Consider the following 12,580-nt stretch of genomic DNA (forward strand, 5'->3'; position numbering starts at 1 on the left):
GCCTTCGGTAAACCCGTCCTTTAGACTCCGCGAATCGAAATGAGCTCGTAGACCAGGGCGGAGCTCATCGCCGGCCCGCGGCAGGTCAGTTGGCATGGCGTAGCGCGCCGGGCCTGCAGTTCGACGTCGACACGCGCCGGGTGAGGCGGGCGGCCGGTGAGGCGCATCCGCCAGTGATCGCCGTCGCGGGAGGTCTCGACCACCCTGTAGTCATTCCGGCCGGCCGGGCCGAAACGTCTGAGCGTGGCCGCGACAGCGGTCTGCTGTGCTGGGAAGAGATCCGTGTATCCGCGCAAATATTCCGCGTTGATACGGTCGGCGAGGTGCTCTTTGATGGTGGCGACGGACGACTCCACGTCCAGATTCCCGTAATAGACGCCGTCGGGTGCAACCACGACGTTGGCTGCGAACCTGTCACCGCCTACATGCGAACATTCCCACACCAGCTCCGGCCACCGCTCACTCAGCGCACGTCCCACGGGCCGTCCCCACACGGCACAGCATTGGTCATGTCGACTGTGAGTGCATACCAGGATGACGGGCGGATAGCCGAGCGTTCCGGGGAGGCTGAGGGCTCTGGCGATCTCCGCCAGATCCTCGTCCTTGCCCCACCTTCCCCATTGCTGACGATAGGCGCCCGTATCCTCATGGTGCAGTACTGCCCAATGGCTCTGACCCTCACGGCGGCGGGGGCCGGGCCGTCTAACCAGTAGCACCCGCGCCCGCGCCGCCTTCGCGGCGGAGAGCACGAGTTCTTTGGTCTCAGGCTCGAGACCAAGCCCTTCGAAGCCATTGAGAGGCCACCCGCCCCGGTACTCGATGAGGACCCAGACGACGCCGTGCGACGCTGTGCCTGCAATCGGGTCGCCGCGCAACCGGGCGCCTTCAGAGCAGAAGAAGCGCTCCGTGGCCGCCACTGTGGCGAAGTCACTGTCTAGATTACTGTTCAACGGGAACGAGGACCCCCGCGCGCAACAGTCTTTCAACGAGTTCGACGCCGAGATCACTCGCGGTGTGAATCTCCCCGTCGAGCAGGCGCGTTATAGAAGGCAGATCGGTCGCTGGGAAGTCGAGCCAACCCACGCGCGTGGTAAGGCGCAATCCCTCTAGCCGTGCTTCCAGTGCATCGCGAAGCCGGACCACAGACTCGGGGCTTAGGCCGTCGACAGCCGCGAGCTGGGCCAGCGGTCCCAGCGGTGCCGGGCGGCCCTGTCCTCGCCGGGTGCGGTGGAACAAAGAGCTGGTTTCAGCCTCAACGACAGCAGCGGCGAGGCGCTCACGGACGACGTCGATCTCCCCGTTTGGTCCGTCGACGCCCAATGGCAATGTATGGCGCATCTCGGGATCGTCGCACAGCGCTGCGAGTGCGGCCTGGGCGAGCTGTTCGGCCAATGCGTAGCGGGTCCAACTGTGGATTCCAAGCGTGAGGTGGATGGAGACCTCGCCCTGCGCCTGGGCGGCATGCAACCAGCCACGCGGCAGGTAAAGGACATCCCCTGGCTCGAGCACCGTGTTGATGTAGGCCTCGCCTTTCGCGGCCTCGGCCACGGTGGAGCGGCGATCGGTCCAGGGTTGATCACGCAACGGGTCCGTGTGAACCGGCTCATGGATGATCCAGCGCTTTGTCCCCTCGATCTGCAGGACGAAGACGTCGTGCACGTCGTAGTGATCGTCGAACCCACGGTTCTGAGGCGGCGTGATGTAGGCATTGGCCTGCACCGGATGTCCGAGCTCGGTACTTAGCCTGCTGCTGAAGTCCGTGACAGGCTCCCATGTGCGGTGCAGTGCCTGCAGCACGAGCGTGGCACCGTCCGCGAATTTGCGCCAAAGCGCTGTGTCGTCGAGCTGGTCAGAGATGGTGGCGCCGACGCCGGCGGGAGAGGTGAATGATGAGTCCGGAAATGTAGAGCCGCCCTTGGCAACGCGGAGAAAAGGTGTGCGCAGTCCACGGCGCGAGATCAGTTCGTCGACGGCCTCGGCAGAGAACAGGTCGGAGAAGTCGCTTGCGCCACGCGTGAGCAGCGCCGTGCGCCCCCAGACGTCGTCGGCGAACCTCTCCCGGCCAATCTTAATCAGGCGTGTCTCCAGGACCCCGCCGCTTTCCAAGGCGTCGGGGTCCTGAAAGTCCGTGCGGGTGGTGCTCAAAATTTAGATGCCCCGTTCTGCGGCTCCACCTTCGGTTCCTCCGTCAGCTCCTCCATCGGCACCGCTGTCAGCTCCCCCGTCAGCACCGCTGTCAGCTCCCCCGTCGGCACCGCTGTCAGCTCCTCCGTCGGCACCGCTGTCGGCACCGCCGTCAGCTCCCCCGTCGGCACCCCCATCAGCTCCCCCGTCATGCATGCCGGGGACGCCAGCCGCGCCACCGTCCGCGGGGCCTTCCTGCTGGCTTGGATCCTGCTCTGGACTGGTCATGCTTCCTCCCGAGAATCGAATCGCTAGGATCAGCTCCGTTGCTGGCACCTGATCACCCAACCGGGCGGTCCTTCAGCGGCACCGCCCGTGATCACCCTAACGGCACGGGCCAGCTCTGGGAACAACCCTTTTCTACAACGCAGGTAGATTCAGAACTGGGACAGTCCTATTCGGCCGGCCGGCGCGGAGTCCAGGGTCGGTCCACCCTTGCCATCAGCATCAGCTAAAACGCCGTCACGTCGGATGTTGAAAGGCTGGTGCAAACAAGCGAACTGTACTGCGGGGAGCCGGTGGTTATACGGCGCGCGTCTCGCGACCCGTCGCCCATAGCCCGGGATGGACGTGGTCACCCCACACCCGACGATAACCGGATCGAGCTCCCGAGCGCCACGGCGTTCTGGGAAATATTGGGGACGATCACGCCATCACGTCATAATGCGGATCCATGCCACCGTAAGGTCTCGGCTCACGACTCCATAGCCTCTAAGGTCATTGAGGAGCAACGCGGGAAGATATCCCGGTCAACTGGCCGGTCAGGGTAGCCTCCTCTACGGGTTCACGGTGGACTCACATTTCGGCACCAGGTGCCTAATGCCCAGTTTCGGCCCGGACAAGGTGGGCTTGGAAAAGTAGTTGGTCGATGCTGATGTCTTCCGACCAGGAAGACCCTAGAACCCCTGAAGATTAGGGAAAAGCCATGACCCGCCTGATTCAATTCCCCACTGTCAACGGAGGACTGGTCCTCATCGAAGTCGCAGACGGCACTGGGGGCATCGTCACGCGCGGCGGGGCTCACGGTGGCAGCGACGAGCGCGTCGCCGATGGGCTCGACGAGCGCATGGCCCACGTCAAAGCGGTCGCCACCGACGTCTGATTCAGATTTACCCAACCGATCCTGACCGCAAATGAACCAAATCGGTTGGGGAAATGATCGGGTCAGTCGCAGGACCCTGCGACTGACATGGCGCCGGCTGGAAGTAGTGACCGCTGAGCCACAACGCCACCTCATTGCCGATCTCGGCGCCCTGTACGACGGCGGTGCGGAAGTGGATGCCGCCCCAGACGCGAGCATCAACGATCTCCTGTATCGCCGCTGAGAATCCGTCGAAGTGCCGTGGCTCGCCCGGGAAGCGACCGGAGTTCACGTCGAAGGCGACCTCGTCCGTGCCGAAGAACTCATGCGCCGCATAGAGAGTGGCGCCGCTGACGCAGCCGTGGCCGGCCGGGTGATCCGGGAACGGCGGTGTGCCGAGCGGCGGGACGGTCGCTGTCGATGGATCGAAGAGCGGTTTCCATGTCGGATCGGCTTCCGTCTCCGGATTGTCGTCGGTGTCGGCTTCTCGGATCGCCGCCATCGGACGCCAGAAGTTCCAGTAGTACTTGTCGTTCCAGCAAGCGACCGCGCCATCAGCGGCGGCGAGGTTGGTCATCGCGAAGAGCCGAGCCGCGTCGGCCAGGTCGAGTCCGTGCTCCACGGCGAGGCTGCGGAACACGCCGTTCCAGAGCGCCACCGGCGGGGCTTGCCAGAAGATGGCCGCAGTGGTCTGGTCGTCGGTTCGAGTGGTACTCACGAGCGCACCGATCTCCTTGACCTCGTTGAAGTCCGCTGTGTACTCGGCACTCCTCAGCGGGTTGGGACCCTCCGAGCGGAATTGGTCGGGACTCTCGATGATGAACGGTTGGAGATTGGCCACCCAGGCGTCCGGATCGAGCGCAGCGGGGGCGACGGGCCGCCAATCGCCGGGATCGGGTCCGATGTTGAACTCGAACGGGGCCATGAACCCGTCATCGGTGCGCGCGAGGATCATCGCCGCCGCGGCGGCCTCACCGGCGGCGACGCCCTCGTCCTTGTTCGGGCCGTCGGTGACGGCCGCGAGCGTTGCTTCGTACGCAGCGTCGAGGCCAGCTACTTGGTCCGACGGGACCAGAGTGACGAGCACGTGGTGTGCGGCGGTCGAGATCGCCGCATCGAACGATGCCTCCGGCCCGACGCCGACCGAGTCGCCGTCGAGCAGATACGGCTGGTACCCGCCGTCGATGGCGTTCACTGCGTCGTACACCGCGCCTTGAACCATCGCCATGCCGCGGAGCTGGCCGTGAGCCGTGGGACGCAGTGGGATGACGTGGTCTTGGGCGATGGCGCTCCACTCGATGAGGACCTCCGTGTTCGCCGGCGCCGCGTTCCGAGAGTTCGAGGCGCCGGCGCTCGACACTCCCGGTACAACGAGTGCGGCGGTCAGTGCCGGGATCAAGCAGAGCGCCCACCGTCGGCGCGCACCGTTCCTCGAAGTCCGCGATGGTCGCCTGTGATGATCGTAAGCGTTGCTGTTCGTCATGTCGTCGGTCCTCCAGTCGTCACGGAGCCATGTTCAAGCGAACCCGACGGAGTCGACATCTCATGGGTGCCCGACACCGGCGGCACGCGACCGCCCGAGGTCAGCGCGATGCGCAGTCCGTGCGGTTACTCCAAGGGTGAGCCTCTGCCAGCGCGTTGTCCAGTGGAACCGTGTCCGGCAGCCCGGGAGGTCGCGGGCCAGGCCTGGGTCACACTCTCCAGGAACTATCCGGTGAACTTAGCTACCGGATGGCAACCAAGCAGATCTCTGCAACAAGAACTTCAGCGCGTGTGTAAAAGAAGAACTTCTCGACGCCGCCGCCCGTAACCTGGGGCCCCGCCTAGGCGTGGACCAGCAGACCGGGGAACGGGACATATAGGTGTGAAGTTGCTTCATTCGTTCAAGTCAGTCGGTGAGACGTCTCGTATGTCTAGGGTTTCGAGACGGCCTAGAGTCTTCTGGTGGGGACCTTCACCGGAGCTGTAACCCGGGCAGATCCGACGGCGCCACACGAAGAACATTCTTTTCGTAATGGCCCCGGGGGCTCATGTAACTATGAAGGATGGTGGACGAAGAACTCAGTGCGGCGTTTAAGGCCTCTTACGAAGCTTGGTATGAGTATCGCTACGATCCGGCGCGCCAGCGCGGGAAGCCGCGCTGTCAGGGAAGGAGCGATTCCTAGTTGCGGTCGGCCCTGTGCGAGGTCCGGAGTTGTGGACCACCATCCGTGCATTGCAGGATGAAACAGGCCGTGTACCTGATCCCGGCGGACCGCTCACAAAGTACATCGACGCACTTCGTGCTTGGGCAACCACCCATCCTGAGGTCGATCCCAGCGTGATGTGGACAATCATCGACCCGCTGATCCGGGATCACCGGTGAGCCACTCGGAGTACTTTTACGAGGTGATGTTTCCATAGCGGGATAGTCTGCCGGGATACCCTGCCGTGGTCATGGAGCAGCACCGCGGTAAGCCGCTGGCCCAACGGGCACTGCAGTGCACATTGCGGATCCCTGGCTGAGACATCTTGGGCGCCGAGATAAGATTCCGCCAGCAGTCTAGAGTAGTGCCGTGAAGACCCTCTTCAGTGGTCGATTGTGGGTGCACTACGGCCAGGCCTATGTCGTGTCCGGGACCGTCTTCGATTCCGATTTGCAGGCATCTTTTCGAGGTCAGTCCAACGGCCTGTGCGGTGCATCCAGCCCCAACCTCCTATTTCTAATCACGGGTCTGCACACCGGCCACGTGAATTTCAGCGTCGAGTTCTCCAATGCAGAACCGCCACTGGACCGGGCATGGGAGGACGTCGTCGAAGTCTCATCCACAATGGTCAACCGTCCCTTCCTAGAGGAGTGGGCAGGCCAGGTTTCATATCCAATAGACCTATCTCCTGGTACCTACCGCGTCCGGTACGCGGCAAAGGGAATGGACTCTGCCCGCGCAGTCGACACAATCGTTGAAACGGAGGAGCCAATCGACACCTATCACCTCAGCTTCTGGCCCGCTAAGGGCGACGCGCCCGACCGCGTGGTTCGCCAGGAGAGCCAAACCGCAATGTACTGGAATGGCTGGGCCACCTCGCTCCATCCCACAAGTTGAAGGCAGATGGGTGGGGATGGTTCCAGATAGCGATTCCCTTAGGCAGACCGCCCCTGCGTCTGTCCGGTCTGGCTTGTCTCATAACCTAGGTGCCTCAGATCCCCACGGATACGAAACGGTGAGTTTAGGCTAAGCCCTCCCCTGGTTCTGCGCGCCATTTAGCGATCACAAAACGCCGCCAAATAGCGCCGAAAGTCACAATTTTTCGGCACCTATTCCGGCAAGTCGGAATGACTAGTCAGAGACGGTCGATTTAGACGGAGCCCTTGCCCTGCTCCGGACTAAGGGTTCTTCCTTCCGGGAAATAACCGCCGTGACCGGTCTGAAGCGCACGACCCTGTACCGACACCTACCGCCCCGGTCCCCCGGCGACGAACCAGCTGCCTCATAGTCTTCGGTAGGCATGCAGAAACTCGGCTTCACCGACGCCTCGTCGAAATACGTGACGTGAGATGGCCGTGCCCGTGGCGACAGCACGTTTCGACGCCAACGACAGGTCCGTCGTCGAACGAGCAGAACTCGCCCTCTGAAGACAATCCAGCGCCGCGCAGCTAACACCGTAGTTTCTCCGCGGACCAGCAGCACACGCTGGCGTCATGCCGCCCACTCCCCCACCTCCATGGGCTGAAACGGAGGAACTGGCACGACCGGCCTGGGCCGTTAGGCTGGCACGGAAGAAGCTGGCGTCGAATCCGGGGAGAGGGAGTCCCTGCTCAGTGCGGCACCAGGAGCGCTGTCGCGTTGTGACAAAAGGTCCGTTATCGGCGTTTGAATAATCCCCGGAAACACGGAGGAGAAGCACCCATTGTCGGTCGTTTCAGTGGTCGCCGTCCTGCAGCCGCCCGTCCTATTGCCGCCAGGCCGCTCATCACTTCGTTCGTCGCTGCGCTGGACGGCAGCCTTGTTCGGCGGCTACCCCCGGCCAGAAAACAGGACCGAGGCCACACCCCGGGCGGCCTGCCGCGGGTCGGCGGGGAGTCCCGCAGGCAGGTTGCCGCTGAGCCAAAGCGTGGCGAATCCGTGGACCAGGGACCAGGCCGCCAGCGCCGCCTCCTGCGAATCCGGCCCGGATTCCGAAGCCCCGAATGGGGCAGCTCCCCGGTAGAGGGACTCGCCCGCCCGCGCCTTGGCCGCGATCAGCTCGGGGTCATCGGCCCGGTACAACTCCGGCCGGAACATCACGGCGAAGTGGGCGGGGTGCCCGACGGCGAAGCCGACATAGGCCACCCCCACCTCCAGAAAGTCGCCGGATTGCCGCTGCGCCTCGGCCAGCGCGTCCGCCAGGAACCCGAAACCCTGCACCGCCACGGCGGTCAGCAGGCCGGCCCTGTCCCCAAAGTGGTGCGCCGGGGCGGCATGGGACACACCCGCCCGCCTGGCCAGATCCCGCAGACTCAAGGCCGACGGACCGGACTCGGCGATGACGTCGAGTGCCGCGCTGATGATCGTGCGCGGAAGATTCCCATGATGGTAAGACGCGTGCGTGCTCATGCCTCCAGCCTAACCCCAATCTAGCCATTGACAAGTTCAGGCGGGAGAGTAATCTAGTCAGTGTCAAGATTCACCCGATGCACCTGAAAGGACGCATCATGGCCCCACTCATCACCCTCCTGGCCGTCACCCTCCTGCTGCGTGCCGCCGGTGCCGCCGGCATCAGGCCGCTTCGGTCCTGGCACACCAGCCTGCGCGGTGGCCTCGCGGCCATGTTCACGCTTACCGGGACGGCGCACTTCAACGGCATGCGCGAGGACCTCATCGCAATGGTGCCGCCGGCCCTGCCCTATCCTGAGCTGCTGGTTACCCTGACGGGCGTGCTAGAACTGATTGCAGCCGCCGGCCTGCTCCACCGCCGGACGGCGCCGTGGGCGGCAGGCGGACTGACCCTGCTGCTGGTGGCCATGTTCCCGGCGAACGTCCACGCCGCACTCGCCGGACTCATACTCAACGGCGAACCGGCCACGGCGCTCCTGCCGCGGACGCTGATGCAGCTGGTATTCGTCGCCGCCACGGTCGTCGTGGTGCTCCCCTACATTAAGGCCTTGCCCCGCCGCCGGTCAGCGGCCACCCGCACGGCGCTGCCCGCCAGGATCCCGGAAAGCCTCCACGAGTAACTGCAAGAAACCTGCGGCGGCGGTCCCATCGGATGAGTTCCGGCCGGGACCGCCGCCCCGTCTCGATCCGGCTCATCGCCCGGCCAGCAAACCAAGGCCGCCTGGGAACACCGGAATTTAAGGCCGGAAACCGCTTCTCAGCCACACGACCCAAACACTACCCACTCGGGCCCAACGTTCCTCACGAATCGCACAGAAACTATCCACGACCCTCAGGCCCTACAGTCCCGCGCCCGGGTGCTTAGAACGGCATCCCCGTCAGCACGCGCGGCCGCATTCAGGCCGATGGGATGGAGCGCTAAACAGCAGCATATTAGGAATCCCTGTCAGGGATCGCTCCCGATTCATGCCCACGTAACCGGAGCAACCTGAGCTTCAGCAACAGGAACAAACAGAATCAGGACCGAAGGCTGATCTGCCATTGGCCCTGGTCCTGTTCATGAACCAGTATTTGGAAACCGAGCCGCAGGCGGCGGTTCGGGCCGAATAGGGGCTAATTTGTTTGCCGGTAGATTCCATGGAAAGACTGGAACACCATCAAAGCGTTGATCACATCCCCATCGGGCATTTACGACAGGCTCACAGCCGCCTGAGCATTCGGCCGGGCCTGGCGACACCTACCCGGGCGTCAGGAAACCGAATCGGCTTCAGGACTCCACGACACTGCAACCGAAGGCCGCAGTTCGCCGCTCCCGGGAGCGCCACGTCTGAAATCCGCTTCGCCGGGACCATCGGGCGTACGGTCCCGGACACATGGAAATATCGCCGCTGAAACGTGGCTGGAATGTCCGCGGAACGTTGCAGTGCCACAGTGGTTTCGGGGGATGAGCCCCCTACCGCCGTAGTCAAGGAGCCGAAGATGACGTAGAACGGACCAGCTCCAGCTTGCTCGTGTGAGGAGCTTTCACCCGGGGACGAGGTCGAGGCCTGGCATGACGGGCGACTCATCCACTGCGGGCGCATAATGGCGACTTTGCCGTCAACGGCGATGGTCTGGATCCTCTGCGGCAGAACAGGGACCCGCAAACTCGTGGACGTGGAGGCTTCGAACATCGTACGGATCCGCACTGCCGAAGCTATGGGCGCTGCCGTCGACCAGCCCACGGTCGGCCGCGTATGACGTGCGTCCGACCTGTTGCAACGCGGTGAATATGGCCGATTAACGCTGACGCGTGGTCTGTACCGCCACTCCTGGGCACCGGATGCTGACCCGGCCTTGTCTTCCGCTGATATCGTCCAACCAACGATCATTGCCTGTGGACGGTTGGGGCAGTCTGGGCGGGACAGGTTGCGGGCTTGGGCGTTGTGCAGTGGGGGTTACGGTGCGTGTGTTTGTAGCTGCTTTGGTACCTCACGGGCGGGGAGAGGCGCGCACCAGAGGTAGCCCTGGGCGTGGCGGACACCGAGCCTGCGTAGTTCGTTCAGTTGCGCCGGTGTTTCGACGCCTTCGGCGATGACGCTGAGGTTCAGGACGCGGGCCATGCCGAGGATGAGTTCGATGATGGAGGCGCTGCTGGGATCTTTGTAGCCGAGTTCTGATACGAAGGACTTGTCGATTTTCAGGCTGTGAGCGGTTAGCCAGCGGAGGTGGCTCAGGGATGAGTATCCGGTACCGAAATCGTCGATGGCCAGGCCGACGCCGCAGGCGTGCAGGCCTTGGATGATGGCGGTGGGCAGTTCGCTTTGGTCCATGAGGACGGATTCGGTGATTTCCAGGGTAACGGCGGCCGGGTTGATGCCGGTAGTGCTGAGAGCGTCCCGGACGGTGTCGACGAAGCGCAGGTCCTGGAGTTGGCGGACCGAGACGTTGACGGAGATCGTGAGGTCCTTGGCGCCCGGCAGGCTATCACGCCACTGTTGGGTCTGTTGGAGGGCCTGGTTGAGGACCCAGCTGCCAATTGGAACGATCAGGCCGCTGTCTTCGGCGAGGCTGATGAAGCTTGCGGGTTGGAGCAGGCCTTGGGTGGGGTGTTCCCAGCGCAGGAGGGCTTCGAAACCCACCGGTATCCCGGTCTTGAGGTCGATCACAGGTTGATAGTGGAGTCTGAGCTCGTTCCGGTCCAGGGCGAGGCGGAGATCGGATTCGAGGTTGAGCCGTGCGGTAGCGGCGGCCTGCGTGCGGGAGTCGCGGACCGAACTGCGGTCGCCGCCGGCATTTTTGGCTTGGTACATGGCCGTGTCGGCTGCGTCGAGCATGGTCTCAGCGGTGTCTCCCGGGCCGGCAGGGGCGATGCCGATGCTGATATTCATGAAAATCCGGCGGCCGCCCAGGGTGAAGGCCTCTTTGACTGTGCCGCGGAGCCGTTCGGCAACCTCCTGAGCTTCCGTGACGTCCAGATTCTTGCAGATCACCACGAATTCGTCGCCGCCGAACCGGCCAACGGTGTCGCCAGGCCGGATGGCGTGACGGAGCCTGGCCGCGAGTTGAGCGAGGATGGCGTCTCCGGCAGCGTGGCCGATAGCGTCGTTGACAGTTTTGAACCGGTCTACGTCGAGGAAGAACACCGCAACCTTGGATGCTTTGCGGCCTAGGAGGTCGTGAAGGATGGTGTTGATGAGGATTCTGTTGGGTAGCCCGGTCAGGGCGTCATGGGATGCCTGATGGGTCAGAACCGCTTCGGCGAGCTTACGGGCGGTGATGTCCAGGGCAGTGATGAGCACCCTGGTCCGGATGCCGACGTCGGTGACCCTGACGCTGGCGTGAATCCACCGCACGTCACCGGTTGGTTGGATGAGGCGCAGCTCGCGGTCTAGATGCCGGGAACCGGCGCGGTGCAGGGAGAGCCAGTCCGTCCGGGCCCCGTCCCGGTCCTGGGGATGGATTTTTTCCAGAAGCATGGCGCCGGAGACTTTCTCGCCGGTGGTGAGGTCCAGAAGACGGCCAAATTCTTCCGAATGCCACCACCGTCCCGAGGAGAATTCATATTCGGCGCTTCCCACATGGGCCATCTCCTGGGCTTCGATGAGCCGTTCGCGTTCCTTGCCTGCCTCGTCCTGCAGCTGCGCGACTGCCGTGACATCCCGTGCGATGGTAGAGGTGCCGATCAGTGTTCCGTCGTCGTCGAACAGGGGTGAATGCATCAGGGTGACCTCGGCGACACGGCCGTCATGGCGCCGCCAGCTGGCCCGGACAACGGTGGAAGGTCTCCCAGCCCGGAGATGTTCCAGGGCCTCCCGATGGAGGATGGTTCCGTTCGTGGTGGTCAGCAGGTCGTAGTTCCGCCCTATTGCTTCGGTAGCGCTGAACCCGAACATCTCGGTCGCACCGGCGTTCCAGGCAGTGATCGTTCCGTTCAGGTCGCTGCTGATGCGGGCCTCATGGACGGACGGCGTATGAGGAAGCATCGGTACCTGTTTCATCGGCTGGACCCTGCACGTCTGGGACTGTGGCGCATCTGCAACGGTCACCGCCGTGTCAGCCGTGAACAGCCGCGGCCGCCTTGGAGGAAAAAGGCCCCGGCGCAACAGCGTATTGGACCATGATGATAGCTAATCAAGACCGGACAATACGCAAGGCGAACCATGCCGGAGCTTGCAGATGCTCCACATCCATCCATCGGATATTTTGCTTAGCCCCAAAATCCGGAAGCCGACCCTAGACGAACCATAGCAGGCAAAGTATGCGATGCCCTGTGCGCGGAAAAAGCAGACATGCCTGTATCCGCTCCAAGGGCAGACGCCATCCCTTACCTGACACTCATAGCCACTCTTAGCCTCTCTTAGCCTTGATCCACGACCGGCGTTTGCCTGACCGGCAGCCCCTGACCAAAACGACCAGGGACACATCGTGGAATACTGCCGGGAGCGAGGGCCGTACGCTCCGGCACGCCATGGCACGCCTGCGCCCGGGATTCTGCCGCGGCGAAACCATCCGCCGGGACCCGCCCGCACTGGTAGTCCTCGGGTAGCCGCCGCCGGCTGGTTGCCTGGTAGCGGGCGCACAGAGTGGCGCCCTGCCCGGAAAGTCTCCGGAGCGGGGGCGCCGCTCATGGGTTTTCTGTGCTTACCTCAACGCCGGTTTAACAGTGAACCGAGGTCACCAGAAGTGCGCTACGTCGACTACTAGCCGCGATCCGGAGCCTGGTCCGTCCAGGGTGAACACCCGGAACGGGAGCCGTGCG

Annotated in this window: 11 protein-coding genes and 1 pseudogene; 5 read left to right on the forward strand and 7 right to left on the reverse strand. The window is 63.6% G+C overall.

Annotated elements, in window-relative coordinates; all coding sequences use genetic code 11:
* Nucleotides 1-20 precede the first annotated feature (20 nt).
* Genes J2S97_RS23325 through J2S97_RS23335 form a run of 3 tightly spaced genes read right to left on the reverse strand, consistent with a single transcriptional unit; the run spans nt 21 to nt 2,321 of the window.
* Nucleotides 21-950 carry a sucrase ferredoxin gene (locus tag J2S97_RS23325; protein WP_307052307.1) on the reverse strand — a complete coding sequence of 310 codons (930 nt, stop codon included), beginning with the start codon at nt 948-950 and terminating at the stop codon, nt 21-23.
* On the reverse strand, nt 940-2,145 hold the full coding sequence (locus J2S97_RS23330) for a cupin domain-containing protein (protein ID WP_373460646.1): 1,206 nt from the start codon (nt 2,143-2,145) through the stop codon (nt 940-942). The genes J2S97_RS23325 and J2S97_RS23330 overlap by 11 nt, the downstream gene beginning before the upstream one ends.
* The gene (locus J2S97_RS23335) at nt 2,142-2,321 is read right to left on the reverse strand and encodes a hypothetical protein (protein WP_307052308.1); all 180 of its coding nucleotides are present in this window, start codon (nt 2,319-2,321) and stop codon (nt 2,142-2,144) included. Before J2S97_RS23335 ends, J2S97_RS23330 begins: the two co-directional genes overlap by 4 nt.
* Nucleotides 2,322-3,109: 788 nt before the next feature.
* Here J2S97_RS23335 and J2S97_RS23340 point away from each other — a divergent pair.
* Entirely contained in the window at nt 3,110-3,286 is a 177-nt protein-coding gene (locus J2S97_RS23340) for a hypothetical protein (protein ID WP_307052309.1), read from the forward strand.
* A 7-nt stretch (nt 3,287-3,293) separates the two neighbouring features.
* Here J2S97_RS23340 and J2S97_RS23345 read toward each other — a convergent pair whose 3' ends face one another.
* Nucleotides 3,294-4,493, reverse strand: a complete 1,200-nt coding sequence (locus tag J2S97_RS23345) for a vanadium-dependent haloperoxidase (protein ID WP_307052310.1) — start codon at nt 4,491-4,493, stop codon at nt 3,294-3,296.
* 37 nt (nt 4,494-4,530) lie between these two features.
* Between J2S97_RS23345 and J2S97_RS23350 the strand changes: the two genes are divergently transcribed.
* Nucleotides 4,531-4,722, forward strand: a complete 192-nt coding sequence (locus J2S97_RS23350) for a hypothetical protein (RefSeq protein ID WP_307052311.1) — start codon at nt 4,531-4,533, stop codon at nt 4,720-4,722.
* Between the two features lie 1,098 nt (nt 4,723-5,820).
* The gene (locus tag J2S97_RS23355; RefSeq protein WP_307052312.1) at nt 5,821-6,348 is read left to right on the forward strand and encodes a hypothetical protein; all 528 of its coding nucleotides are present in this window, start codon (nt 5,821-5,823) and stop codon (nt 6,346-6,348) included.
* Nucleotides 6,349-7,260: 912 nt separating this feature from the next.
* Here J2S97_RS23355 and J2S97_RS23360 read toward each other — a convergent pair.
* Nucleotides 7,261-7,839 carry a TetR/AcrR family transcriptional regulator gene (locus tag J2S97_RS23360; protein WP_307052313.1) on the reverse strand — a complete coding sequence of 193 codons (579 nt, stop codon included), beginning with the start codon at nt 7,837-7,839 and terminating at the stop codon, nt 7,261-7,263.
* 98 nt (nt 7,840-7,937) lie between these two features.
* Here J2S97_RS23360 and J2S97_RS23365 point away from each other — a divergent pair, with 98 nt between their 5' ends.
* Nucleotides 7,938-8,459 carry a DoxX family protein gene (locus J2S97_RS23365; RefSeq protein WP_307052314.1) on the forward strand — a complete coding sequence of 174 codons (522 nt, stop codon included), beginning with the start codon at nt 7,938-7,940 and terminating at the stop codon, nt 8,457-8,459.
* Between the two features lie 964 nt (nt 8,460-9,423).
* Nucleotides 9,424-9,579, forward strand: a complete 156-nt coding sequence (locus tag J2S97_RS23370; protein ID WP_307052315.1) for a hypothetical protein — start codon at nt 9,424-9,426, stop codon at nt 9,577-9,579.
* A gap of 197 nt (nt 9,580-9,776) precedes the next feature.
* Here J2S97_RS23370 and J2S97_RS23375 read toward each other — a convergent pair whose 3' ends face one another.
* Nucleotides 9,777-11,819, reverse strand: a complete 2,043-nt coding sequence (locus tag J2S97_RS23375; RefSeq protein WP_307052316.1) for a sensor domain-containing protein — start codon at nt 11,817-11,819, stop codon at nt 9,777-9,779.
* A gap of 676 nt (nt 11,820-12,495) precedes the next feature.
* A pseudogene (locus tag J2S97_RS24205) lies at nt 12,496-12,580 on the reverse strand (AMIN-like domain-containing (lipo)protein); the annotation flags it as partial.

Origin of the sequence: Arthrobacter oryzae, assembly GCF_030812315.1 — a bacterium.
In the GTDB taxonomy this organism is placed as follows: domain Bacteria; phylum Actinomycetota; class Actinomycetes; order Actinomycetales; family Micrococcaceae; genus Arthrobacter; species Arthrobacter oryzae_B.